The organism is Comamonas testosteroni (assembly GCF_014076415.1).
In the GTDB taxonomy this organism is placed as follows: Bacteria; Pseudomonadota; Gammaproteobacteria; order Burkholderiales; family Burkholderiaceae_C; genus Comamonas; species Comamonas testosteroni_F.
Genome location: NZ_CP043568.1, coordinates 5,019,388 through 5,044,260 on the forward strand (window position 1 = coordinate 5,019,388; position 24,873 = coordinate 5,044,260).

At 63.4% G+C, this 24,873-nt stretch carries 18 protein-coding genes and 1 pseudogene; 4 read left to right on the forward strand and 15 right to left on the reverse strand.

Annotated features, from left to right (window positions below):
• Nucleotides 1-21 precede the first annotated feature (21 nt).
• The 6 genes from F0P97_RS23150 to F0P97_RS23175 form a co-directional block, all read right to left on the reverse strand.
• A complete protein-coding gene (locus F0P97_RS23150) occupies nucleotides 22-783 on the reverse strand; it encodes a lysophospholipid acyltransferase family protein (RefSeq protein WP_182284486.1) in 762 nt (253 codons plus the stop codon).
• A 187-nt stretch (nucleotides 784-970) separates the two neighbouring features.
• Nucleotides 971-2,263 carry a dihydroorotase gene (locus F0P97_RS23155; RefSeq protein WP_182284487.1) on the reverse strand — a complete coding sequence of 431 codons (1,293 nt, stop codon included), beginning with the start codon at nucleotides 2,261-2,263 and terminating at the stop codon, nucleotides 971-973.
• 186 nt (nucleotides 2,264-2,449) lie between these two features.
• Nucleotides 2,450-3,412 (reverse strand): aspartate carbamoyltransferase catalytic subunit, encoded by a 963-nt coding sequence (locus F0P97_RS23160; RefSeq protein WP_003051536.1) that lies wholly within the window; start codon nucleotides 3,410-3,412, stop codon nucleotides 2,450-2,452.
• A 2-nt stretch (nucleotides 3,413-3,414) separates the two neighbouring features.
• Nucleotides 3,415-3,933, reverse strand: a complete 519-nt coding sequence (gene pyrR / locus F0P97_RS23165) for a bifunctional pyr operon transcriptional regulator/uracil phosphoribosyltransferase PyrR (RefSeq protein WP_003075383.1) — start codon at nucleotides 3,931-3,933, stop codon at nucleotides 3,415-3,417.
• Nucleotides 3,930-4,442: a Holliday junction resolvase RuvX gene (gene ruvX / locus F0P97_RS23170; protein ID WP_182284488.1), complete on the reverse strand. Its 513-nt coding sequence runs from the start codon at nucleotides 4,440-4,442 to the stop codon at nucleotides 3,930-3,932. Before ruvX ends, pyrR begins: the two co-directional genes overlap by 4 nt.
• The gene (locus tag F0P97_RS23175; RefSeq protein ID WP_003051525.1) at nucleotides 4,439-5,038 is read right to left on the reverse strand and encodes a YqgE/AlgH family protein; all 600 of its coding nucleotides are present in this window, start codon (nucleotides 5,036-5,038) and stop codon (nucleotides 4,439-4,441) included. Before F0P97_RS23175 ends, ruvX begins: the two co-directional genes overlap by 4 nt.
• 22 nt (nucleotides 5,039-5,060) lie before the next feature.
• On the opposite strand from F0P97_RS23175, the gene F0P97_RS23180 reads away from it, so the two are divergent.
• Entirely contained in the window at nucleotides 5,061-6,551 is a 1,491-nt protein-coding gene (locus tag F0P97_RS23180; RefSeq protein ID WP_182284489.1) for a cryptochrome/photolyase family protein, read from the forward strand.
• Between the two features lie 196 nt (nucleotides 6,552-6,747).
• On the opposite strand, the gene F0P97_RS23185 is transcribed toward F0P97_RS23180, so the two are convergent.
• The 6 genes from F0P97_RS23185 to F0P97_RS23210 are packed head-to-tail and all read right to left on the reverse strand — an operon-like array spanning nucleotide 6,748 to nucleotide 17,233.
• The gene (locus F0P97_RS23185; protein ID WP_182284490.1) at nucleotides 6,748-13,398 is read right to left on the reverse strand and encodes an Hpt domain-containing protein; all 6,651 of its coding nucleotides are present in this window, start codon (nucleotides 13,396-13,398) and stop codon (nucleotides 6,748-6,750) included.
• A gap of 59 nt (nucleotides 13,399-13,457) precedes the next feature.
• Entirely contained in the window at nucleotides 13,458-15,701 is a 2,244-nt protein-coding gene (locus F0P97_RS23190) for a methyl-accepting chemotaxis protein (protein ID WP_182284491.1), read from the reverse strand.
• A gap of 19 nt (nucleotides 15,702-15,720) precedes the next feature.
• Nucleotides 15,721-16,248 carry a chemotaxis protein CheW gene (locus F0P97_RS23195; protein WP_182284492.1) on the reverse strand — a complete coding sequence of 176 codons (528 nt, stop codon included), beginning with the start codon at nucleotides 16,246-16,248 and terminating at the stop codon, nucleotides 15,721-15,723.
• 15 nt (nucleotides 16,249-16,263) lie between these two features.
• A complete protein-coding gene (locus F0P97_RS23200; protein WP_182284493.1) occupies nucleotides 16,264-16,626 on the reverse strand; it encodes a response regulator in 363 nt (120 codons plus the stop codon).
• Nucleotides 16,626-17,030, reverse strand: coding sequence for a response regulator (locus F0P97_RS23205; RefSeq protein WP_003071158.1), 405 nt, complete (start codon nucleotides 17,028-17,030; stop codon nucleotides 16,626-16,628). The genes F0P97_RS23200 and F0P97_RS23205 overlap by 1 nt, the downstream gene beginning before the upstream one ends.
• Nucleotides 17,031-17,080: 50 nt before the next feature.
• Nucleotides 17,081-17,233: a rubredoxin gene (locus F0P97_RS23210; protein WP_034399566.1), complete on the reverse strand. Its 153-nt coding sequence runs from the start codon at nucleotides 17,231-17,233 to the stop codon at nucleotides 17,081-17,083.
• Between the two features lie 115 nt (nucleotides 17,234-17,348).
• Between F0P97_RS23210 and thiD the strand changes: the two genes are divergently transcribed.
• The 3 genes from thiD to F0P97_RS23225 all read left to right on the forward strand — a co-directional run bounded on the left by thiD (nucleotide 17,349) and on the right by F0P97_RS23225 (nucleotide 21,528).
• A complete protein-coding gene (thiD, locus tag F0P97_RS23215) occupies nucleotides 17,349-18,317 on the forward strand; it encodes a bifunctional hydroxymethylpyrimidine kinase/phosphomethylpyrimidine kinase (protein ID WP_182284494.1) in 969 nt (322 codons plus the stop codon).
• Nucleotides 18,301-19,605, forward strand: a complete 1,305-nt coding sequence (hemL, locus tag F0P97_RS23220) for a glutamate-1-semialdehyde 2,1-aminomutase (protein ID WP_182284495.1) — start codon at nucleotides 18,301-18,303, stop codon at nucleotides 19,603-19,605. The genes thiD and hemL overlap by 17 nt, the downstream gene beginning before the upstream one ends.
• A 150-nt stretch (nucleotides 19,606-19,755) precedes the next feature.
• Nucleotides 19,756-21,528 (forward strand): alkaline phosphatase D family protein, encoded by a 1,773-nt coding sequence (locus F0P97_RS23225; RefSeq protein ID WP_182284496.1) that lies wholly within the window; start codon nucleotides 19,756-19,758, stop codon nucleotides 21,526-21,528.
• A gap of 33 nt (nucleotides 21,529-21,561) precedes the next feature.
• Here the strand turns inward: F0P97_RS23225 and F0P97_RS23230 are convergent.
• From F0P97_RS23230 to F0P97_RS23240, 3 genes and pseudogenes are all read right to left on the reverse strand, one after another.
• A pseudogene (locus tag F0P97_RS23230) lies at nucleotides 21,562-22,197 on the reverse strand (DNA-3-methyladenine glycosylase I).
• A 138-nt stretch (nucleotides 22,198-22,335) separates the two neighbouring features.
• Complete coding sequence (locus F0P97_RS23235) at nucleotides 22,336-23,820, reverse strand: amino acid permease (RefSeq protein ID WP_182284497.1); 1,485 nt, start codon at nucleotides 23,818-23,820, stop codon at nucleotides 22,336-22,338.
• 292 nt (nucleotides 23,821-24,112) lie between these two features.
• Entirely contained in the window at nucleotides 24,113-24,808 is a 696-nt protein-coding gene (locus tag F0P97_RS23240) for a phosphatase PAP2 family protein (protein ID WP_182284498.1), read from the reverse strand.
• Nucleotides 24,809-24,873: the final 65 nt, after the last annotated feature.

Here is a 24,873-nt window from a genome sequence, read left to right on the forward strand (position 1 = left end):
CTCCAGGCAGACTTGCAGCCTTCATGCGCTGCGCAGGCGGTCCACCTCGGTGTGCAAGTCCTTGGCCCAGGCGCGGCGGTCGCGCCCTTGTGCGCTCTGCGCCTCGCCATAGTGCACCACGGCAATCAGCTGGTCCGAGCAAAGCACGCGCCAGATGGAGCCCAGCAGGGTCTCATCGCCCACATAGGTGGCGGCATAGCTGGTGCCGCCTGTCTTGCCGTCGACAAAGCGCAGCCCCACGGGCTGCACCGGCGCATCGCATTGCACGGCGGCTTCGAGCAGATTGGAGTGAAACGAGAGCAGGCTGCGTCCATCGCCCGTCGTCCCTTCTGGAAAGACGGCAAGGATTTCGCCGCGCTTGAAGGCCTCTGCCATGGCTCCCACCATGCGCACCGCATCGCGGCGCGAGCTGCGCTGGATGTAGAGCGTGCCCGCAGCCGTCGCCAGCGTGCCGATGATGGGCCAGCCCTTGACGTCGGACTTGGAGATAAAGCGGCAATGGCGCGCCGCGTGCAGCAGCGGAATATCGAGCCAGGAGATATGGTTGCTGACCATGAGTACCGGCCCTTTGGCCGGTGGCTGCCCCTTGATCTCCAGCTGAACACCAGCGCGCAGCAGCAAGGTTGCAGCCCATGCCTGCACATGCTCGTGCTGCTGCAGATAGTGCAGCTGTGGAAAGCGAAACGCCACGATCCAGGCGCCCTTGGCCACATGGGCCAGCAGACGCAGTCCGCGCCATACCGCACGCGAGCCGGTTTTGATTTTTTGCAAGCCGTTTGCCATGATTTTCAAACAGTGTAGCGGCTCGTTGTGACTCAGTTGCTGCAACTTGAAACCGGCAAGCGCCTAAGACCGGCACAATGCAAAGTCAGAGGCACCGAGGAAGCGCCGCCGCGCACCGAAGGTGTCGTCCCCCTCCCGATGAAACGCATCGAGAGAGGGGGAAGCGGCAAAGCCGCTCAGGGGGAGCCTATCGTTGATAAGCGACAGCGCCGTCAACGATAGTCGTTACCACACGCACCGGCAGTTCGAAACCGTTGAATGGCGTGCTCTTGCCCTGGCTTTGCAGCGCCTTGGGATCGACCGTCCACTCAGCCTCGGGGTCGACGATGCACAGATCTGCCACGCCGCCCGCATTGAGCTGCCCCAGCTGGGACTGCTGCTCGCCCAGGGCGCTACCCAGCACGGCCACGGGTGCCGAAGTCACGACAGCCAGTGCGCGGTTCAGCGGCACCTTGTAGTCGCGGCTCCACTTCACGGCAATGGACAGCAGCAGCTCCACGCCGGTCGCACCGGGTTCGGCTTCGGCAAAAGGCAGCACCTTGGCGTCTTCGTCCACCGGGCAGTGATCGGAGACCAGCGCATCGATGGTGCCGTCAGCCAGCGCGGCAGACAGCGCATCGCGGTCGCGCTGCTGGCGCAGCACGGGCACCACACGGGCGCTGCTGTCGAAGTAGCCGATATCGTTCTCGGTCAGCAGCAGCGAATTGATGGACACGTCGGCGGTCACGTTCAGACCTTCGGCCTTGGCTCGGCGCACCAGCTCCACGCCGGCGGCGCTGGAGATGCGGCACAGGTGAACCCGGGTCTGCGAGCCACGGATCAGCTCGAAGATGGTGTGCAGCGCAATCGTCTCTGCCGCCACGGACACCCCGGCCAGACCCATGCGGGTGGCCAGCGCGCCGCTGGCGGCCACGCCCCTGCCCAGATCCTTGTCCTGCGGGCGCAGCCACACGGCATAGCCAAAGGTGTTGGCATAGCTCAGCGCACGGCTCAGCGTGGTGATGCTGGACAGCGGCACATCCGCCTGGCCGAAGGCCACGCAGCCGGACTCGGTCAGCTCGGCCATCTCGGTCAGCGTTTCGCCCTTGAGCCCCACGGTCAGCGCACCCATGGGGAACAGGCGCGACTTGTGCTGCTTCTCGGCACGGAACTTGAGCATTTCCACCAGGCCCTGCTCGTCGAGCACGGGCTCGGTATCGGGCGGGCAGACCAGGCTGGTCACGCCGCCGGCCACGGCAGCCGCCATCTCGGACTGCAGCATGCCCTCATGCTCGTGGCCGGGCTCGCGCAGGCGCACAGCCAAGTCCACCAGACCGGGCAGCACCCACTGGCCGGAGGCGTCGATTTCACGCTCGGCCACAAAACCTTCGGGCACCGTGCCGATGGCGGCGATCACGCTGCCATCGATGGCGATATCGGCCTGCTGGTCGAAACCTCGTGCCGGGTCCATCACCCGGCCATTGCGAATCAGAATCTTCATGGTTTGGCACCAAATTGGCTTCCAGCGCTTGCCACACAAGCGCTAGCAGCTACAAAAATACTACTTATCTGAAAACCGGCGCGCTCCAAGCCAGGGACGCCAGGCAAGAGCCGCCTCGCAGCGAAGGCGTCGTCCCCCTCCCGCGTAGCGAGAGAGGGGGAAGCCGCGCAGCGGCTCAGGGGGTGTTCAAGCCTCATTCCCCGCAACGATCGACATGACAGCCATGCGCACGGCGATACCGAAGGTCACCTGCGACAGGATCACGGCCTGCGGGCCGTCCACCACGGCGGAGTCGATCTCCACGCCGCGGTTGATGGGGCCGGGGTGCATGACGATGGCATCGGGCTTGGCCAGCTCCAGGCGCTTTTCGGTCAGGCCGAAGCTCTTGAAGTATTCCTGGCTCGAGGGCAGCAGCGCCCCGCTCATGCGCTCGTTCTGCAGGCGCAGCATGATGATGACGTCGCAGTCCTTGATGCCCTCCTCCAGATTGTGGAAGACGCGCACGCCCATGCTGGCCATGTCCGAGGGCACCAGGGTGCGCGGGCCTACCACGCGCACCTCGGCAGCGCCGAGCGTGGTCAGGGCGTGGATGTCCGAGCGTGCCACGCGCGAGTGCAGCACGTCACCCACGATGGCCACGCGCAGATTGGAGAAGTCCTGCTTGTAGTGGCGGATGGTGTACATGTCCAGCAGGCCCTGGGTGGGGTGGGCATGGCGGCCGTCGCCGGCATTGACCACATGCACATGGGGCGCCACATGCTTGGCGATCAGATAGGGAGCACCGGACTCGCTGTGGCGCACGACAAAGATGTCGGCCGCCATGGCCGAGAGATTGTCGATGGTGTCCAGCAGGGTCTCGCCCTTGCTGGCCGAGCTGCGCGCGATGTCCAGGTTGAACACGTCGGCCGACAGGCGCTTGGCCGCAATCTCGAAGGTGGTGCGGGTACGCGTGCTGTTCTCGAAGAACAGATTGAACACGCTCTTGCCGCGCAGCAGAGGCACCTTCTTGACTTCACGGTCGTTGACGCTGACGAAGTTGCTGGCCGTGTCGAGAATCTGGGTCAGGATGTCCTTGGACAGGCCTTCGGTGGAGAGCAGGTGGATCAGCTCGCCGTTCTTGTTGAGTTGGGGGTTGCGCTTGTACAGCACGATCAGGCCTCTTGAATGCGGAAGTGGAAAACACCGCCCTCGTCGCGCGCCAGCGCCAGGGAACGGTCGGCCGGCAGCGCCACGCGCGCTGCGGCAAAGTCGGCCTGGATGGGCAGCTCGCGCCCGCCACGGTCCACCAGGACGGCCAGTCGCACGCTGGCGGGACGGCCGTAGTCATAGAGTTCGTTGAGCACGGCGCGCACGGTGCGGCCGGTGTAGAGCACATCGTCGAGGACCAGCACATCGGCGCCGTTCACATCGAAGGCGATCTGGGTCTGGGCGCTGGAAGCCATGCCGCGCTGGGCAAAATCGTCGCGGTGCAGCGAGGAAGACAGCACGCTGGGCTTGCCCTTGAGGTTCAGATCCTTGTGCAGGCGCTCGACCAGCCAGGCACCGCCCGAGGTGATGCCCGCCAGACGGGTATTGGGGCCCATGATGCGCTGCACGCCGCGCAGCAGCTCGCTATACAGGGCTTCGGCGTCCAGGATCAGGCTGCCCTGACCCGCAATGGTTTCACTCATGGGAGACTCCTCAAAAACTGTTCAAGAATGATGCAGGCCGAAGCCGCGTCGGCGTCGCGTGCGCCACCCGCCAGGGCTTCGGTCGTGCTGTAGCGTTCGTCCACCTCGTACACCGGCAGCTTGAAGCGGCTTCTGAGCTGGCGGCCGAATTTCAGGGCCCGGGCCGTGTTCTCGTGGGCCGCGCCATCGGGGTGGTAGGGCACGCCTATCACCAGGGCATTGGGTTGCCACTCGCGGATCAGCTTTTCCACTGCGGCCAGGCGTGCATCCGCCCCTTCGGCCTTGATGGTGGGCAGCGGGTTGGCGCCGCCCAGCACGCGGTTGCCCGAGGCGCAGCCCGTGCGCTTGATGCCGAAGTCAAAGCCCAGGAACTGCTGGAAATGGGCCGGCAGCTCGGGCTTTTGCGGTGCGGGCGCCGCCGCAGACCTGGCAGCCGCATTTTCGGCCGAGGAAAAAGTCGAGGAAAAGGCCGCATCGGCGGCCTTGTTGGAAGAGGAAATATCGTTCATGCGCGACCCGACTCCGGGGACAACATCCAGCGCTGCAGGCCCAGCAGGCCCAGAGCGCGGTCATAGCGCTCGTCCACCGGGGTGCTGAAGATCACCTCGGGGTCGGCTTCCACGGTCAGCCAGGCGTTTTCGCCGATTTCGGATTCAAGCTGGCCCTCATCCCAGGAGGAATAGCCCAGCGTGACCAGCACGCGCTTGGGGCCGGCGCCGTCCGACAGGGCTTCGAGCACATCCTTGGACGTGGTCATCTCCAGGCCGCCTGGAATGGTCATGGTCGAGGCATAGGCCGATTCGTTCTCTGGTGCGCCTTCGATGACCATGGGCTCATGCAGCACAAAGCCGCGATCGGTCTGCACCGGGCCACCGGTAAAGACCTGCTGATCACGCAAATCATCGCGCTTGAGACCCAAATCCACTTTTTGCAGCAGGCCTTGCAGGCTGAGCTTGGAGGGCTTGTTGATAATCAGACCGAGCGCGCCACGCTCGCTATGCTCGCACAGGTAGACAACGCTGCGCGAAAACGACTCATCTTCCAGGCCGGGCATGGCAATCAGGAAGTGGTGCGTCAAGTTGATAGGCGCAGATTCTGCAGACATACGGCGATTTTACTGGCGATCCATGACTCCTTCTTACCCTGTGGGCTTGATCTGGCTGCGGCGCGACCTGCGTCTGGCCGATAACGCAGCCATTTATCATGCATTGCAGCAATGTGAAAAGCTGTATTGCGTCTTTGTCTTCGACGACAGCATTCTTGCCGCCCTGCCCCGCGCCGACCGTCGCGTGGAGTTCATCTGCCAGAGTCTGACCGAGCTGGATGCCGCCCTGCGCGAGACTGCGGGACGTCCGCAGACAGGGCTGATCACGCGGCGCGGCCTGCCCCAGGACATCATCCCGGCCCTGGCTCGGCAGTTGGGCGCGGGCGCCGTCTTCTGCAACGACGACGACGAGCCGGCGGCCCTTGCCCGCGACGCCCAGGTGGCGCGCAGCCTCAAGAGCCAGGGGCAGTTGCTGCTGCGCTTCAAGGACCACCGCATCTTTGCGCGCGACGAGGTGCTGACTCAAAGCCTGTCGCCGTTCTCGGTCTTCACGCCCTACAAGAACGCCTGGCTGCGAAAGATCACACCGTTCTATCTCTCAGCCTACCCCAGCGAGCGCAATCTCGCTGCCAGGCTGGCCGATCTGCCGGACACCGAGCGCCGCCCGATCCCCTCGGCTGCGGATCTGGGCTTTGCCCCGGACACGCTGGCCGGCCTGCGCCTGCCCACCGGCGTCAGCGGCGCGCGCCAGTTGCTGGCCGATTTTCTGCCGCGCCTGCCACAGTACAAGGCAGCGCGCGACTTCCCGGCCCTCAAGGGGCCCAGCTATCTCAGCGTGCATCTGCGCTTTGGCACCGTCTCGATACGCGAGCTGGCCCGCCTCGCCCACGAGGCGGCTCACAACGAGGACTGGTCTGCCGCGGCACGCGAAGGTGCGGCCACCTGGCTCAGCGAGCTGATCTGGCGCGACTTCTACTTCCAGATCCTGGCCCATCAGCCCTATGTGGTGGAACGCAGCTTCAAGCCGGCGTATGACGCTATCGAATGGGAGACGGGAGCCGAGGCCGACGCCCTCTTCGCCGCCTGGTGCGAAGGCCGCACCGGCTACCCGCTGGTCGATGCCGCCATGCGCCAGCTCAATACCAGCGGCTATATGCACAACCGGCTGCGCATGGTCACGGCCAGCTTTCTGGTCAAGGACCTGGGCCTGGACTGGCGCCGGGGCGAGGCCTATTTCGCCGAAAAGCTCAATGACTTCGACCTTGCGGCCAACAACGGCGGCTGGCAATGGGCGGCCTCCACGGGCTGCGATGCCCAGCCCTGGTTCCGCATCTTCAACCCGGTGACCCAGAGCGAGAAGTTCGACCCGGACGGCAAGTTCATAGCGCGCTACGTCCCCGAACTGACGCCCTTGCCGGCCAAACTGCGGCATGCTCCCTGGCTGGCCAAGCCGCTGGAACTGGCCGAAGCTGGTGTCGTGCTTGGAAGCAGCTACCCGTTGCCAGTGGTGGATCATGCTGTCGCCAGAGAGAAAACGCTGGCGCGGTATGGGGTTTTGAAGAAGGACTCCTGAGGTTTTTTTCTGCTTGGCTGGCGACAGAGGCCGGGAATTCGCCCCGGCCTCTGCATCAAAAACAAACCACAACGCGACAAGAAGCGCACAGCAAAAACAGAAGCGGCCTGCACCAGCTCCTTAAAGGTTTCAGATAATTTCCAATCCAAAACCCATCAAGAACAAGCGCAAGCCGCTCCCTTATCAGTAGCAAACCTTATTCGACTACAGCTCCCACCCCATCCACCACGGGCCCGCCAAGCGGGCTGCGCTCAGGTGCGGGGCCGCTGCGCTGCAAAGCGTAATGCTGGATCAGGCCCAGCAGCTCCTCATCGGAATAGGGCTTGCCCAGATAGTGATTGGCTCCCAGGTCACGGGCCATTTCACGGTGCTTTTGGGCAATGCGTGAAGTGATCATGACCACGGGCATGCCTTCGAGCTTCTGATCGGCGCGGATATTGCGCAACAGATCGAAGCCGTCCATGCGCGGCATTTCGATGTCGGACAGCACCAGGGTCGGGCGCTCGTCCTGCAAACGCTCCATGGCTTGCAGGCCGTCGGCAGCCAGCGTGACGCGGTAGCCTTCGCGCTGCAGCAGACGCTGGGTGACGCGGCGCACGGTGATGGAGTCATCCACCACCAGCACCAGTGGCACCGTGGTCTGTGCCGCTTCGGCGCCCAGCAGATCGGCACCGCCTGAACGAGCCTGCAGTTCGCCAGCGGCTGCGGCCTGCTCGGCCCTGGCCAGCATGGCTCGCACCTGCTCGCCATGGACGTTGGCCAGCGCCACCGGGTTGTAGATCTGCACCACGGCCCCCGAGGGCAGCACCGACATGCCGGTAAGCCCTGGCAGACGCGAAAGCTGCGGACCCAGGTTCTTGATCACCACTTCCTGGTTGCCCAGCACTTCGTCCACATGCAGCGCCACACGCTGCGAGGCACTGCGCGCTATCACCACGGGGCGCGTGCGCCCGAGGTTTTCCTCACTGTGCAGAGAGGTTTGCCACAGCGCGCCGGCCCAATAGAAAGGCATGACTTCGCTGCCGTCCTGGAACTCCTGCTTGCGGTAGCTGTCCTCCAGCACATCGACGGGCACGCGGCGCACGATTTCCACCAGGTTGGCGGGCACGCCCATCGACACGGCGCCCATGCGCAGCATCACCACCTGGGTCACGGCCGTGGTCAACGGCACAACCAGACGGAAGGCGCTGCCACGGCCTGGCTCGGTATGGGTTTCGATACGACCGCCCAGAGCATTCACTTCGGAACGCACCACATCCATGCCGATGCCGCGGCCGGCAACACCTGTCACCTCGGTGGCAGTGGTAAAGCCCGGCTCGAAGATCAGGCGCCCCGCGTCTTCAAGCGTCATATGACGCTCGTCGGTCCACAGCTTGAGACTGATGGCCTTGGCGCGAATCCGTTCCAGGTCCAGACCAGCCCCGTCGTCTTCCACGGACAGTGCCACGTCGTTGCGCTCCTGACTCAGCACAATCTCGATGGTGCCCACGGCCGGCTTGCCCAGCTCCTGGCGCCGCTCGGGCGACTCGATGCCGTGAGCCACGCAGTTGCGCAGCAGATGCTCGAAGGCCGGCATCATGCGTTCCAGCATGCCGCGGTCCATTTCGATGGTGCCGCCCAGGATGTTCAGGCGCACCTGCTTGCCCATTTCCTTGGACGTCTGGCGCACCACGGCATACAGACGCTCGGCAAAGGAGTCGAACTCCACCATGCGCGTGCGCAGCAGATCCCGCTGCAGATCACGTGCCTGCCGGCCCTGAGCAACCAGATCGTCTTCGGCAGCGGCCAGATCCCGCTGCAGATTGCGCTGCACGGTCGCCACGTCGTTGACCGATTCAGCCATCATGCGCGTGAGTTCCTGCACGCGCGTGAAGCGGTCGAACTCCAGCGGATCGAAACCGGCCGCCGTGTCCTTGGACAGGGCCAGACGCGACTGCATCTGACTTTCGGCCTGGACCTCGATGTCACGCAGCTGCGCGCGCAGTCGCTCCAGGTTGCCCGTCAAGTCATTGAGCGCCGAACGCGCCTGCGACAGCCGCGCATCGACACGCGAGCGGGCAATCAGCACTTCACCGGTCTGGGAAATCAAGCGGTCCAGCAACTGCGCCCGCACACGTACGGTCTGCTGCGACGCAGGACGCGGCACCACCGGAGCCGGCAGCTCAATGGCCTGCTCAAAATCTGCGGCAGTCTTTTCTCCGGCCTGAGCTTCCACTGCTGCTTGCGCTACACCAGACCCCGCCACACTCAGATGCAGAGGCGCCTGAGCAAGAAGATCGTCCAGTTGCGCCAGTGGCTGCTCGGGCTCCTGCTCACCGGCCATGCGCAGCACATCGAAGCTGGCTTGCAAAGCGTCAAAGCTGCTCAGCAGCGGCTCGATCGCGTCGGCTGCGGGACGCTCCTGGTCAATACGCTCCACCGCCGACTCCAGGCGGTGGGCCATCTCCCCCATGCGCATGGCACCCGCCAGGCGGGCACTGCCCTTGATGGTGTGCAAAGCGCGCAGGGCTTCGTTGCGAGCCTCATCCAGCGTCGGGCGCCCATGCCAGCGGCGCAGTGCAGCACCGAGCTTGGGCAGCAGGTCGATGGCCTCTTCCTCGAAAATGGGAAACAGGTCGGCATCGACCTGATCGAGCACATCGATATCGTCTTCGTCATCACCGGCATGCACCGCCAGAGCAATGGCTTCATCGATGCGGCGCTGCAGCTCTGCCTCATGCTCCACGCTGCCTGCGGCAGGCACCATGGAATACGGTGCCTGATCCGCGGCTTTTACCACGGCATCCAGCAACGAGTCGGCTGCCGATGCTCCCGCTTCCTCCTCGGCCACATCCTTGAGTCCATCACCCGCAAGCTCGGGCAAGGCCCCATCCTGCGAAAGCTCGGCAGCAAAGTCCAGCGGCAAGTCCTTGGGATCTGCAGGCAGCTGCAGCGCCTGCACCTCGGGCCACTCTGCCTCATCCTGCTCGGACAGCTCAAGATCGGCAGTTTCAGCTGCTGCACCGACATCGATCGGCGTATTCAGGATTTCACGCAGCGCGTCTTGGACAGCGGGCAAGGCGTCCTTGAGGAAACCTGCCGCAAACTGATGCAGCAAACGACGCACTTCATCGGCTGCGGTCACGCATTGCTGAATCTGCAGCGCACCGGCATAGCCCTGGGGCTGGAGATGCAGCAGCGCATGTTCGAGCAAACGCGCCAGCTCCGACAAGGCCTTGAAGCCCACGGTACCGGAGCTGCCTGCCAGGGAATGCGCCAGCGCGATCGCATCATCGGGAATGGTGGCAGCTGGCTCTTGCGACCACTGCTGCAACACCTCACCCAGACGCTCCGACCACTCGTCTGCTTCGTTGAGATAGACGTTGTACAGGGCTGCGCTGATGCGCAGCCCGTCAATATTGCGATAGCCGTCGTCCTGCTCACCTGTCTGCTCGAGCACCGCCTCAGTCGCCGAGACTTCGGGCTCTGGCACCTGGGCGGGTTCTTCGGCCACAACTGGACCGGGCACGCCATCCAGCAAGGCTTCAATGGCCTCCAGCTCGATCACGGCCTCTGCCGACGGCAGCTCGAGCGCCATCTCCACAGCGGTCGGCACCCCGGTAGCCACGTCCATGGCAGGGGGCTCCACGGCAGTCTGCATGTCTATGGCAGCCTGCTCGCTTTCACGCATGGCCGCTTCGAAGGCGGCGAAGTCCAGCTCCTGCAACTCTTCTGCCGCAGTGCTTTCCTGCAGCGAAGGCTGAACCTCCCCTGTGCCCTGCATCCGCTCCGGCTCGGGCCCTGCCGCCGACTCCAGAGCAGGCAGTGCGGACGCTTCGAGCGCATCGGGTGCCTGAAGCTGATGCAGCAGATCGTCAGGAATATCCAGCTCCGGCAAGGCAAAGTCGGCTACAGCCGCCTCCCGCTCGGCCACCGGCTCCTGATCTGGCAGTGCAGACAGTTCTTCTTGCGGGAACTCCAGCTCCGGCATCGCAAATACAGGCTCGATCCCGGCAGGCAGTGCATCGGGCCCGGGCTCTGCATCTGCATCTGCAACCACGGCCTGCGGCTCCTGTGGCCACTCCAGCTCGTCGATCAGCTCGGGCACTGCTGGCAACTCGGGCTGCTCCAGCACAAGTTCATCCGCAGCAGTTGCCCCCTCGGCCATGCCTGGAGCCGACTCCAATCGCTGGGCACGCTCGCCACGACGCGGAACCAGAGCCACCTCGGCGCGCTCGCCTTGCAGGCGCATGGCGTCTGCAGCGGCACGGAAGGCCGTGGCCGACCAGTTCTGCGCCTGCTGGTTCTCGATATCCTGTGCCCAGACGGCAAAGGCCTTCAGGGCATCCTGAGCCAGCTGCTGCATGGCCTGCGGCATGGGCCGCTGCTCTGCCAGCCATGCATTGAGCATCTGCTCCATGGCCCAGCCGGCTTCACCAAACTCATCCAACCCCACCATGCGCGAGCTGCCTTTTAGCGTGTGGAACGCACGGCGCAGCGTGGTCTGCTCGCTCAGATTGCCGGGCTCCTCCGCCAAAACCTTGAGGGCCTGCAAGCCGTTATCCACGACTTCGCGGGCTTCCTCCAGGAAGATGGACAGAAGCTCATCGTCGCCATCCAGATCTACAGTATTCAGTTCGGCTGCCGGCAGCATAGCAGCCGCAGGCACGCCCGCAGGAGCTGCGACTGCCGCTGCCAGATCCCGAGCGACATCCGCCTCGTCAGTTGCCTGCTTGCCCGACTGCATGCCCGCAAACACCTGAGCCATGGCGTCGGCCAGCGCATCGGAGCCCACGCCGGCCGACTCTGCCACGGCTGGTGCGGGTGTCGCCTCAAACTCGGGCAAGGCACCTGGCTCGGTCACTGCCCACGGCGGGGTGTCCTCGTCCTCGATGGGCCTGACTTGCAGCTGCTCTGGCTTCACCACAGCAGCGGGAACCGGTCTCACTTCGACAGGCGGTGGCGGTGCGGCGACCGAGGGCTCCACTGCCGGAGCAGCAATCACGGCAGCCGACGCGACCGGAGTCTGTCCAGAAGACGGTACGCCATCCATGGGAATATCCACGGTGGGACGGAAGGCTTCGGGGCCGCGACTGCGGCTATGGCCCATGACGATGCGCAGTTCGTCCTTTTCCTCGTCATAGACGAACAGCTTGCGCGCCATATTGCGCTGGTAGCTGAGCATGTCGATGAGAAAGCCCATGGCACCGAGACTGCTGCCCAGCTTCTCGAAGATGCGAGGCTGGTTCTCGACCGTCACCTCGCCAAGCATCAGGTGCTCGACAGTGTCACGCATGCGCTGCATGGCGGTCGCGGCCTGCTCGAATCCCAGCACCGACAGCACACCACGCATTTGCGCCATCTGGCCCGGTACCGAGGCCAGCACCGAGGTGTCCGCGGGATTGCGAAAGAACAGATCCAGCTGCTTCTCTGCCTCGCCAAGGGTGATGCGCAGCTCGCCAACCACCGAGCCCATGGTCTGCTGGTCGCTGGCCTGGCGGTAGAGCTCCTCCATCCAGATTTCCAGCGGCTCGGACTGCGCGCCATGCAGCGCCGCATCCAGACGCTGGACCAGCACGCTGGACTGGGCGGCCTGTATTTCGTCGTCATGCCCGGCCGTCATGAAGCTGGCCTGCAGATACAGTACCGCGGTCGCCACCTCCATGGCCAGCTCGGCCGGTGGCGGCTCGCCGATGCGCTCCACCGTCTCCGCCACACGAATCAGCGCACGCGCCAGCCCATGGCTGGCAGGCTGCAGCTTGACCAGCGACTCCGATACCAGCCCGAACTGCTCGGCCATGGATCTGATCTTGCTGCGGTCGCCGCCGGCGACCGCTGACCATGTCTCGGCGGCAGCAGCAATGCGCTTGCGCGCCTGCACCAGCACCGAGGGATCGAAGCGGCCATAGCGTGCCACGTGGTAATCCACCACCGGCATGTGCTCCATGGCATAAGCCTCGTGCACGGCCTTGAGGCTGTCGCCGGCCTGCTCGCGGGGTCTGGCCTGCGCACAGAAGAACATCAGGTCCTGCATCAGGCGTGCGGGTGGCAGGCTGTCGCCCTTGGCCATGCTGGCGTACTGCATGAGCACGCGCGAAGCCATGCGCTTGACGTAGATATCGGCAGTGATGAGTCCACGAGCCTGGCCATCGAAGAAGGCCGCAGCGATTTTCCAGAAACTGCGCGCCGCCACATCCTCGGCCTGGCCGGCCGCAAAGCGCCGGCAAAGCTCGCACATCTGGGCTGCCGCCTCGCGGTCGTCGCTCTTGACCATGCGCAGCACCACTCCGTCCAGCATGGCACGTGCATGTGGGCCATAGGCCAGCGGCTCGGGCATGGTCCCGGTCCAGCGGGGCTCGCGCGCACGGCGCTCGGCAGGCCATAGGTCAGCCGGGTGGGCCTTGTCGTTGCCGGCCAGCACCTGGGTCTCACGGTACTGAGGAAACAGGGCTACAGCCGAGACCTGCTGACCGGCCAGAACGGCCTCCAGAAATTCCATCAGCGCAAAATGTGTGCGCTCCAGCGTGCTCGCCGCTTCCTGCGTGCAGTATTCGGGACGCTGTACAAAGCGGTTGACCGCAGCCTCCATGCTGCGCAGCACCTGAGCCGGGGCGGTGACACCCACCATCTCCAGAGCGCCACAGGCCTGATGCAGCTGCTGGCGTGCAATGCGCAGTGCCGATGTATCCAACTCCTCTAGATCAGACAAACGGGCCGCATCCGCATCGCGCATGAAACGGCTCACAGCCTTGGTCGCGGCCTCCAGCGACTTGCGCACTTCATCGAGCACCCAGGCCAGCGGGCCCAGATCCTGCTCTGCAGTTGCAGACATGGCTGTACGTATTGGCGAGTCGTCAACCACTGACATGCTCTAGTTCCTTAACCCTCAAGGGTCGTGCATTTTTATGAGAGAAAGAGCCAGTCAAATCAGGCAATCTTGAATCGGGAAACAGACTGACGCAGCTCTTCAGCCATGTGGGAGAGCTCTCGCACCTGCTGCGCAGTGGTGCGGGTTCCCTCACCGGTTTGCTCGGTCACTGCAAAAATGTGCTGAATGTTTTCCGCCACGCCGTTGGCCATATTGGCTTCACGTGATGTGGAATTGGAAATCTGCTCGATCAGCTCGGCCAGTCGGCGCGACACGCTGTCGATTTCAGACAGTGCAGTACCAGCAGAGTCGGACAGACGAGCCCCCTCCACCACACCCTGGGTAGAGCGCTCCATAGCGGCCACGGCATCCTGGGTGTCGGTCTGAATGGCCTTCACCAGCGCAGCAATCTGTCGCGTGGCGTCTGCGGAACGTTCCGCCAGGCGCTGCACTTCTTCCGCCACCACCGAGAAGCCACGACCGGCCTCACCGGCGGACGCGGCCTGAATGGCGGCGTTCAGCGCCAATACGTTGGTCTGCTCGGTAATGTCCGAAATCAGTTCGGTAATTTCACCGATCTCCTGGGACGACTCACCGAGACGCTTGATTCGCTTGGAGGTATCCTGGATCTGATCGCGGATGGAGTTCATACCGCCGATGGCGTTCTGCACAGCCTTGAGACCCGAGTCCGCAGCCTGCAGCGATTGACGTGCCACCTGGGCCGATTCCTGGGCCTGCGCCGAGACATTGTTGATACGGCCGGCCATGTCCAGAATCGACTTGCCGGTTTCGCGAATCTCATGCAGCTGCTCGTTCGATGCTGCCAGCAGCTCGGTCGACGTGACGTCCACCTGCTCGGTGGTCTGGGCCACGCGGGTCACCGTGTTCTGCACCGATCCCACCAGAGCGCGCAACTCTTCCACCGTGTAGTTCACCGAGTCGGCAATCGCGCCCGTGATGTCTTCGGTCACGGTAGCTTCCTGCGTCAGATCGCCCTCGGCCACCGATTGCAGCTCGTTCATCAAACGCAAAATAGCCGCCTGGTTGGCGTCGTTGATGCGCTTGGCTTCCTGCTCCTGCAAACGGGCATCGACCTGGTGGCGCTCGGCTTCCTGCTGGCGCGCCCGGCTGTCCAGCAGCTGCACGCGCGAGATGCCGATAGCGCTCAGAACCGCGGCCAAAATGGCGACTGCCAGCAGCGCCAGCTGCAGCATGCTGGCCCCGCCCAGCCCCTGCAGCGCCGTCTGCAGCTGCTCGAGCTGCTGGCGCAGCGGTTCGCTGTCATTGTTGATGCTGGTCTGTGCTTCGCGGGCCGACACCAGCCCTTGCAGATTGCCCAGAATGGCGCTGGCCTGGGTACGTGTATCGTCGTACTGCTTGATCAGCGTCTCCAGCTGTTCACGCACCTGGGGATCGCGTGCCGCCGACAGCCGCATTTCAGCGCTGCCGTTGAGCAGACCTTCGGAGATTTCCTTGAAGGAGTTCAAGTCCTTGCCCAGCAGGAAAACGGCCTCGGGGCTCACGCCCTCCAGGGTCTGGAATTCGTTGGCAGACTTGGCAATACGCTGAGTCAACATCACCAGCTGACCGGCAGCAGAGATCTCGGCCGCGCCGGCGCCCTGCTGCAGCTTCAGCGAAGAGATGGTTTCCGCGGTTTCCAGCAGATCGGAGGACTGACGGTTGATGGTGCGCAGCGCGTCGCCCACTTGAGTCAGAGTCTTTTGCTGCCCGAGAATCAGACCGGCGCTCTTTTCCGCCCGCTCCGTCAGGGTGCTGATGGAGCTGAGCTCGTCCTGCAAGCCACCGCCCAGCGCGTTCACGCCCAGATCGGAATCGCCGGCAGCCAACGCTCGCACGTTGCGCGCCAAAACACCGACGCTGTCCTTGACGTCGGCAAACGCAGGAGCGGCCCCCGTCATGGCGATGGAAACCGACTTGGCCAGACGCTGCGACTGCATCAATGCCTGACCGGTTGCCGCCAGTTGCTGGTTGGAGTTGCCCGCTTCGCGCAGCATCCATGCCGACAGCACCACCAGCACCAGCACCGAGCCGCCCAGCAAGGTAAACAAGGTGCGCTGATGCTTGGCAGTCGTGGCCGTGCCAAGAATAGGCAGGCTCACCAGTTCGTCTGCCCGACCTGCCTCCTCGACACCGAAGACGGAAGGTGCCCCCTGCACGCTGTTGAGCGATCCGTCGTACATATCCTGTACGACCGTGTCTCCCATCATGCCGCTATCACCACTGACGGCAGCCGCGATGGGCTTGCGTCGGAACAACTGATTTATTTTCTGTGCAAAGGACATAGCGCTGTATCCAGGAACCTCAAGCACGAATGCTCAAAAATTTGGCGGTTTGAGACAGGGACTGCAATTTCAGCTCCTGCCAGCGGCGGCCGCTCGCATCGATATGGACGGCTCCGAAGAAACTCGGGGAATGCTCAGGCGCAGGCTCGGCCTTGGAAAACGCGTCCGCGGCACGCAGGCCCAGCAGACGATCGACCAGCAGAGCCGCGTTGACCTCCAGGGCAGGGTTGAAGGCCAGCAGACTGCAGTCCATCAGTTCCTGCTCATTGCGGACATTTCCATGACCCAGCAATTGAGCCAGGTCCACCACCCCCATCAAAGCACCGCGCAGATTGGCGATGCCCAGAAACCAGGCCTGTGTGTATGGGACGGGCTGAACGCCGGTCCAGGGAAAGATTTCTCCTGCCTGATTCAGCGGTAGCAAATAATCCCGTCCGCCAGCTTGCACTGCCAGCCAGGCAGCAACGCTGACGCCTTCGCTGCGTGCTGCCTGCAGGCGCCCGGCCAGACGGGATTGAAGATCTCGGAGGGCTTCACGGTTCGCCATAAGCAGCGCAGCTCGTTATAGCGCTGCGATCTTGGCTTGGAGCTCGGCGGCATCCACGGGCTTGGTGATATAGCCACGTGCGCCCTGACGCATGCCCCAGACCCGATCGGTTTCCTGATTCTTGCTGGTGCACATGATGATGGGCACATCGGCATACAGGGGATCGCGAGAAATGGCACGCGTCAGCTGGAAGCCGTTCTGTCCAGGCATGACTACATCCATCAGGATCAGGTCGGGCTTGTCTTCGGCCAGGCGCTTCATGGCTTCCTCGCCATTTTCCGCAGTACGCACCTGCATGCCCTGCCTTTGCAAAATATCACTCAGAGCCATCAGCTCCGTCTTGGAATCGTCAACGACCAGAACTTTTTGGATTGTCATCATGCAGCTCCCACATCTGCAGCTTGCAGCGCGAACTGTTGTACGGCTTGCAGCAATTGATCTTTGGTAAATGGTTTGGTCAGATAGTCTTGGCAGCCCACCATGCGACCTCGAGCCTTGTCGAATACACCGTCCTTGGATGACAGCATCACGACGGGCGTATTGGCAAAGCGAGCATTGCGCTTGATGATGGCGCAGGTCTGATAGCCATCGAGCTTGGGCATCAGAATGTCGCAGAAGATGAGCTGGGGCTGGTAGTCATTGACCTTGGACAGGGCATCGAAGCCATCATCGGCCAGAAGAACTTCGTGACCACCTTGCTTGAGGAAAATTTCAGCGCTGCGGCGGATGGTGTTGCTGTCATCCACGACCAGAACGCGCAAAGGCGCACCAGATGCTGTCACGGTGAAATTCCTCCCAATACGGTCGTTGATGGAGTGAGCGGCTCTTGCACTCAGATTTCCACCATTTCAAAATCTTCTTTGCGTGCACCGCATTCCGGGCATGTCCAGTTCATGGGCACATCTTCCCAGCGGGTGTTTGGAGCAATTCCATGTTCGGGGCAACCTTGGGCTTCGTCATAAAGCCAGCCACAGGTCAAACACATCCAGGTTTTAGGGTCAGTCACAGCTTAAAGGGGCTTCACATAGAATGCAACGATTGTATCTAGTCACAACCCCGGCTCCCACCCTTGCATTCCCGGGTGCAAACTGGGGTGCGCCATGGCATTGAACCCCATCTCCTCCACTCCCCCTCGCCGCACCCGCCAGGAAGAAGCGACAGAATCAGCACCCGTCTGCGTGCTGTCTTTCAACAGCAGTGACCCCAGCGGAGCCAGCGGGCTCTCGGCCGACATCGCCACCATCTCCTCCATCGGCGGTCATGCACTGCCGGTGGCCTGCGGCGCCTACGCCAGAGACACGGCCCGCATCTACGAGCACTTTGCACTCGACGATGACGCGGTGACCGAGCAGGCACGCATGGTGCTGGAGGACATTGCCGTCACCGCCATCAAGGTCGGCTTTGCAGGCAGCCCTGCCAACCTGGCCGCCATTGCCACGATCTCATCGGACTACCCCGACATTCCCATCATCAGCTACATGCCGGACCTGTCCTGGTGGGAGGATGACAAGCAGGATCAGTACCTCGACGCGTTCAAGGAGCTTGTCCTGCCTCAAACCTCGGTGTTGGTTGGAAACCACAACACGCTGTGGCGCTGGCTGCTGCCGGACTGGGAAAACAGCCGTGCGCCTACGGCGCGCGACATCGCCATGGCCGCTGAGGCGCTGGAAGTGCCTTATGTACTGGTGACAGGCATCCCCCTGCCCGACCAGTTCGTGGACAACGTGCTGACCACGGCCCAGTCCGTATTGGGCAACAGCAAGTACGAGATGTTTGACGCCACGTTCACAGGTGCCGGTGATACCCTGTCCGCAGCGATTACGGCCCTGCTGGCCACCGGCAACGACCTGGGCGCAGCAACCCTGGAGGCGCTGGAATATCTGGACCACAGCCTGGATGCCGGTTTTCGCCCCGGCATGGGCCACTATCTGCCGGATCGTCTTTTCTGGGCCCAGCCCACCGAGGACGAGGAGTCCGAAGACGAGCAGGCCGAAGACTCCACCGATGACGAACCCGACTCCAAGCCGATTGAAGGCTTTGTGATTCCCTCTCATGACACAAAACACTGATCTGAATATCGCATTGTTCGAACGCGCCAAGGGCGTGATCCCCGGCGGCGTGAACTCGCCCGTGCGCGCTTTTGCCGCCGTGGGCGGCACGCCTCGCTTTGTGAAGCGCGCCCAGGGCGCCTATTTCTGGGACCAGAACGATCAGCAGTTCACCGACTACATCGGAAGCTGGGGCCCCATGATTCTGGGCCACGGCCACCCCGAAGTGGTCGAGGCCGTGCAGGCCGCCGTGCTCGAAGGCTTCAGCTTCGGCGCCCCCACCGAACGTGAAGTCGTGCTGGCCGAGAAGATTCGCTCCCTCGTGCCCAGCATGGACATGGTGCGCCTGGTCAGCTCCGGCACCGAAGCCGGCATGAGCGCGCTGCGCCTGGCGCGCGGCTACACCGGCCGCAACAAGATCATCAAGTTCAACGGCTGCTACCACGGCCATGCGGATGCCCTGCTGGTCAAGGCCGGCTCGGGTCTGGCCACCTTCGGCGCCTCTTCCTCGGCAGGTGTGCCTGCCGATGTGGCCAAGGACACCATCGTGCTGGAGTACAACGACGTTGCCCAGCTCGAAGAGGCCTTTGCCAAGATGGGCAGCGACATTGCCTGCGTCATCATGGAGCCGATTGCCGGCAATATGAACTTTGTGCGCGCCTCGGTAGACTTCACCCGTCGCATCAGCGAGCTGACCCGCGAGCATGGCGCGCTGCTGGTGTATGACGAAGTCATGACGGGCTTTCGCGTGGCCCTGGGCAGCGCACAAAGCCTGTATGCCAGGGAAATCGAAGGCTTTGCGCCCGACATCACCGTGATGGGCAAGGTCATAGGCGGCGGCATGCCCATGGCGGCCTTCGGTGCCCGCCGCGAGATCATGGAAAAGCTCTCGCCGCTGGGCCCCGTCTACCAGGCCGGTACGCTGTCAGGCAACCCCATTGCCACGGCCTGCGGCCTGAAGACGCTGGAGCTGATCAGCCGTCCCGGCTTCCACGCCGAGCTTCACCTCAAGACCGGCCACCTGATGCAGGGCCTGAAGGCCGAAGCCAATGCCGCCGGCATTCCCTTCAGCGTGGACTGGCAAGGCGGACTGTTCGGCTTCTATTTCCTGCCCGAGCTGCCCACGCACTACGCCCAGGTCATGAAGACCGACGGCAAGGTCTTCAACAAGTTCTACCACGGCATGCTGGAGCGCGGTCATTACTTTGCTCCGGCGCTGTATGAGGCAGGCTTTGTCAGCGCGGCGCACAGCGACGAAGACATCGAACGCACCATCGAAGCGGCACGCGAAGTCTTCAAGACACTGTAAGTCCCCGCCCGCCCACCAGGCCCTGCAGCCCATGTCTGCAGGGCTTTTTCATTGGTGGCGGCAGACTGTGCCAGCACCGGCGGTCCGGCGTTTCACAGCCACGTCATGGACGCTTGCCACGCTCGCGTTTTTGTCAGCAATGAAAGCACCATGACCGACGAATCCAGCAAGCCGACGCTGCACAATCTGCTCAAAGACACCACCGCCGAAGCCAGCGACCTGAACCGCCGCCGCTTTGTGCGCCAGATGGCCTGGGGAGCCGGCGCCATGACCGTGCTGCCGCTCGCGGCCTGCGGCGGCGGCGATGACGGCAAGCCGACGACGGAGCCAGCCATCCCCAAGGTCAGCTTCGCCCATGGCCTGGCCAGCGGCGACCCGCTGTCCGACCGCGTGATGCTCTGGACCCGCATCACCCCGCCCGCCGGCCACCAGGCGGACATTCCCGTGCAATGGGAGCTGGCCAGCGACGCGGCGTTCGCCTCCATCGTGGCGCGCGGCGAGAGCAGCGCCACCGCAGCCAGGGACTTCACGGTCAAGGTCGATGCCGGCGGCCTCAAGCCTGCCACGGCCTATCACTTCCGCTTCCGTGCCCATGGCGTGACTTCGGCTGCGGCGCGCACGCGCACCCTGCCAACCGGCTCCGTGGCCCAGGTCAGGCTGGCGGTCTTCTCCTGCGCCAACTATCCGGCCGGCTACTTCAATGTATACGCCGATGCGGCCAGGCGCAGCGACCTGGACGCCACGGTACACCTGGGCGACTACATCTATGAATACGCGCGCGGCGGCTACGCCTCGGCCCAGGCCGAGGCCATGGGCCGCCTGGTCAATCCTGCCGGAGAAATTCTCTCGCTGGCCGACTACCGCGAGCGCCATGCCCAGTACAAGAGCGATGCAGACCTGCAGGCTCTGCATGCTGCCGCGCCCATGATTGCCATCTGGGACGACCACGAATTTGCCAACGACACCTGGAGTGCGGGAGCCGAGAATCACCAGCCCGGTGAGGGCGACTTTGCCATGCGCAAGGCCGCCGCCATGCAGGCCTACCACGAGTGGATGCCCACGCGTACCGCGAGCGCCGAGCTGATCTATCGCAGCTTCGACTTTGGCGATCTGGTCTCGCTGCACATGCTGGACACCCGCGTGATAGGCCGCGACAAGCAGCTGGACTATGCCGATTTCATGACCTCTGCCGGCATCGACTCGGCGGACTTCGCCACGGCCATGGCGAGCCCCACGCGCCAGTTGCTGGGTCAGACCCAGACACAGTGGCTGCAGCAGCAGATGGCGGCCTCCCGTGCCACCTGGCAGGTGCTGGGCCAGCAGGTGCTGATGGGACGCATGGACATTCCCGCGCCCATACTCATGGAGACCATTCAAGCCGGTGCGGGCGTATCGGTCTCGCAGTATGCAGCGCTGGTGGCCAAGGCACAGACCGCACCCGCGACGCTCACGCCTCAGGAGCAGGCCATCCTGGCCCAGCCCTCGATTCCCTACAACCTGGACGCCTGGGATGGCTATCAGGCCGCGCGCGAGACCGTTCTGGGCTCCGCGCGTGAGCTCGGCAAGAAGCTGGTAGTGCTGGCCGGCGACACGCACAACGCCTGGGCCAGCGAGCTGCAGGACATGAACGGCAAGGCCGTGGGCGTGGAGTTTACGACCTCCTCGGTCAGCTCGCCGGGCTTTGAGGAATATCTGCCGGGCGAAGACCCCGCCACGCTGGCCGCTGCGCTGCAGCAACTCATCAAGCCGCTCAAATACTGCGACACCTCGCGCCGCGGCTATATGCTGGTGACGGCCACGGCGGATGCCTGCCGCGCCGACTGGGTGTATGTGAACACCATCAGCAGCCGCCAGTTCACGGCCAGCACCGAAGCCTCCATGAAAGTCATGGCCAGCGCTCCGGGGCTGCTGGTCAAGGCCTGATCCCCGGGCCCGCAAGGCGGGACAAGCCCGCCCTCAGGGTCGCTGAAAAGCGGCTCTGGCGCGCTCCACTTCAGCTCTGGTGATGCAGCCCGGCGCATGGTCGTTGACCATGCCCATGGCCTACATCAGCGCATACATGGTGGTCGGCCCGACAAACTTCCAGCCGCGCTTCTTGAGCTCCTTGGACAGGGTTTGCGACTCCGGCGTCTGGGCCTGAATGGTCGTGCCTGTCGATGGCACAGCCGGCTGATAGCGCCAGAAGAACGCGGCCAGCGAGCCTTCGGCCTGGACCATTTCGATGGCCCGCCGGGCGTTGTTGATCACGGCTTCGATCTTGCCGCGGTGGCGCACGATGCCCGCGTCCTGCAGCAGGCACTGTACATCGGCCTCGCCAAACTGCGCCACGCGATGGAAATCGAAACCCGCAAAGGCCGCGCGAAAGTTCTCGCGCTTGTTGAGAATGGTCAGCCAGCTCAGGCCGGACTGAAAGCCTTCCAGACAGAGTTTCTCGAACAGGCGCTGGTCGCTGTCCACCGGAAATCCCCATTCGCGGTCGTGATAGTGCACATAGCCCGGCGTGGCCAGACACCAGCGGCAGCGCTGCTGGCCATCTTCGGCGGACTGGGTGGGGGAGCGGGTCGGCGTGGTCTCGGTGGGTTCGGTACTCATGCCCAGCACTCTAACCAATGCAAAAGCCCTGCAGAGCGCTCTCTGCAGGGCTTTTGTTTTGATAGCTTCTGACGCTTGATATAAAACAATTTCAGAGATAAAACATATTGAAATCGATGAATACAAAGCGCTAACAGCTCACTTTTTATCTGCCTGGGCTAGGCGCGAATGACGCATGCCATAGGCCATATAGATCACCGCACCCAGCGCCATCCAGCCAAGAAAGCGCAACCAGGTCAGCGTGGTCAGATTCAGCATCAGATAAAAGCACAGCAGGGCCGAGAGCACTGGCAGCACAGGCACAAAAGGTACGCGGTAGCCGGCTCCGGCGTCGGGACGCTTCTTGCGCAGCACCAGCACGCCGATGCTGACCAGCACAAAGGCCGACAGCGTGCCGATGTTGATCATCTCCTCCAGCAGCTCCACCTTGGTAAATCCTGCCAGCAGCGCCACGATCACGCCCACAGCCAGTTGCAGGCGAACCGGCGTCTTGCGCCTGGCCGATGTCACGCCCCAGCTGCGCGGCAGCAGGCCGTCGCGGCACAAGGCCAGCAACACGCGCGAGCTGCCCATCAGCAGCACCATGACCACGGTGGTCATGCCGATCAGCACCCCCACCGAGATGACCTGCGCCGCCCAGCCGGCGCCCACGGCAATGAATGCAGTGGCCAGCGACGGGTTCTCGGCCCTGGCCAGTGCCGTATAGGGCACCATGCCGGTCAGCGCCAGCGTGACCAGGATGTAGAGCACAGTCACCATCACCAGCCCGCCGAGAATGCCGCGTGGCAGCGTGCGCTGCGGGTCCTTGACCTCTTCGGCCGAGGTTGCCACCACATCAAAGCCCAGGAAGGCGAAGAACACCAGCGATGCGCCCGAGATCACGCCCAGCCAGCCGTACTGGCTGGGCTCGGCACCGAACAACCAGGCCAGCATGGGCTGCCCCCACTGGTCACCGCTTACGCCATGGGCCACCACGGGCAGCTGTGCGCTGGGCACAAAAGGCCTGAAGTTGTCGGTGTTCATATAGGTGAAGCCGACGACGATCACAAACACGGTGATCGCCAGCTTGATGACGGTGAACAGGTTGTTGACCTTGGCCGAGACCTGGGTGCCCGCAATCAGCAAGGCCGTGAACACGGCCACGATGAAGAACGGTCCCCAGTTCAGCGGGAAGCCGCCGATCTCGACGCTCTGCGCAATCTCCAGTCCTGCCGTGGAGAACACGGCCGACAGATAGATACCCCAGTACTTGGCCAGCACGGCAGCGGCCGAGATCATCTCCAGCAGAAGATTCCAGCCAATGATCCAGGCCAGGCCCTCGCCCAGCGTCAGATAGGTATAGGTATAGGCGCTGCCCGTGACGGGCACGGTGGAGGCGAACTCGGCATAGCACATGATGGCAAGCGCACAGGTCGCGGCCGCCAGAATGAAGGAGAAAATCACGGCCGGCCCGGCAAAGCTGCCGGCTGCGCGTGCCCCCACCGAGAAAATCCCTGCGCCCACGGCCACGGCCAGGCCCAGAATCATCAGATCGAAAACGCCCAGCGTGCGCTGGAGCTGTCGGCCCGGCTCGTCGGAATCGGCCAGCGCCTGTTCAATGGTTTTTGTTTTCAGCCACTGCATGCATATCCCCGGGCTCTTAGCCACGCTTTTGGCGCGGCGTCTTCGGCCCGGTCCTTTTGGTCAAAAAGGCATCCTAGGGATTTCACCAATGACGCGCAGATTCCCTGTAGCATCACCAGTCTATCTGCATGTTTTGTGCAGGCCTGGCTGCACACCCATCTCAAAACAGACTAGTCAGGCCCGCGCTTCACGAAGCCTGCACCGCGCTCAAAAATCGCGCTGCAGTCCTGCATGCAAGCGAGCACTGACGCAGGATTCAAAAAAGGCCCGAGGCAGAGCGATCCTGCCCGACTCAGATACGCGGAGGCTGTGGCGGCACATCGGCCGGGCGAATCAGCAGGCAGAGCACCGGCACCAGCATCAGCGCCGTGAACACATCCAGCACATGGTGCTGATGCACCAGCATGGTTGAGGCGCAGATGGCCGCGCTCCATAGCGCAATCAGCAGACACAGCCCCCGGCGACCACGCTGCCATTGCGCCTGGCAGATGGCCAGACAGGTCAGCGCCGTGTAGACGATGTGCAGCGAGGGCAGCAGATTGTGCGGCTTGTCCACAAAGAACATGGTCGCAAAAATGCTGCGATAGGGCTCGAACTCGGGAATCGCGCGCTCGAAGGCCAGATTTGCCGGAAACAGCACAAAGATCAGACCGCAGATCAGCGTACCCAACACCTGGCGCTTGCCCAGCGCCGCCGTGCCGGGCTGTCCCACCAGCCAGAACGGCAGGGCCAGAAACGGGAAGAACGAGAAATAGACAAAGATGAATTCCGGCACCAGCGGAATCATGGCATCCCAGCGCGTGATGAAGTCATAGCGCTGATCGCGCAGGCTGGCCAGCCAGTTGGCCGTGGGATAGATCGCGTAGGTGGCGATGTTCACCCAGATGGCCCAGAAGACAAAGCCACGCTGACGGGCCAGGTCATGCACAGGCCTGTGCAAGGCTTGATCGGTTTGACTCAGCGCAGGTGCGGGCGCGGGTTTTCTCATGTGACGATTATGAAAGCAAGGCCGGCCACCGTGCGCAGGCTGCAAAGCAAAAAAGGCCACCAGCG